Genomic DNA, 350 nt, shown 5'->3' with positions numbered 1-350 from the left:
TCAGGGCGGTGTTGTGCGATTTCGGCAGACAGCCGGAATCCATCACTTCCTGTTTCCCGGCTCGCCAGGATAACCTTCCCGCCTGTAATAACCGGCAGGTATAATTCCAAATACGAGATATCAAAGCTATAGGTCGTCACAGATAACAGGCTGTTACCCGCCGTAAATCCTATTTCCCGGCCAACGCCCGTTAAAAAATTCATCAGACTCCGGTGTTCAATCATCACCCCCTTCGGTCTGCCGGTTGATCCTGATGTATAAATCACATATGCCAGCTGACCAGGGCTGACCTCCATTCTTAGCCTGCTCACTTCTGTGACAACAGGGATCTCCTCCATTATCACCACGTA

The 350-nt window shown here is 50.3% G+C and carries 1 protein-coding gene; it reads right to left on the bottom strand.

Going from position 1 to position 350, the window contains the following annotated elements; genetic code table 11:
* Nucleotides 1–296 (bottom strand): AMP-binding protein (locus AC1DP6_RS36645; RefSeq protein WP_477059337.1); only part of this gene is annotated, 296 nt, incomplete at its 3' end.
* Nucleotides 297–350 lie beyond the last annotated feature (54 nt).

The organism is Chitinophaga sp. 01L420 (assembly GCF_056399985.1).
The sequence above is the reverse complement of the archived record's forward strand: the minus strand, read 5'-3'. Positions and strand labels throughout refer to the sequence as shown.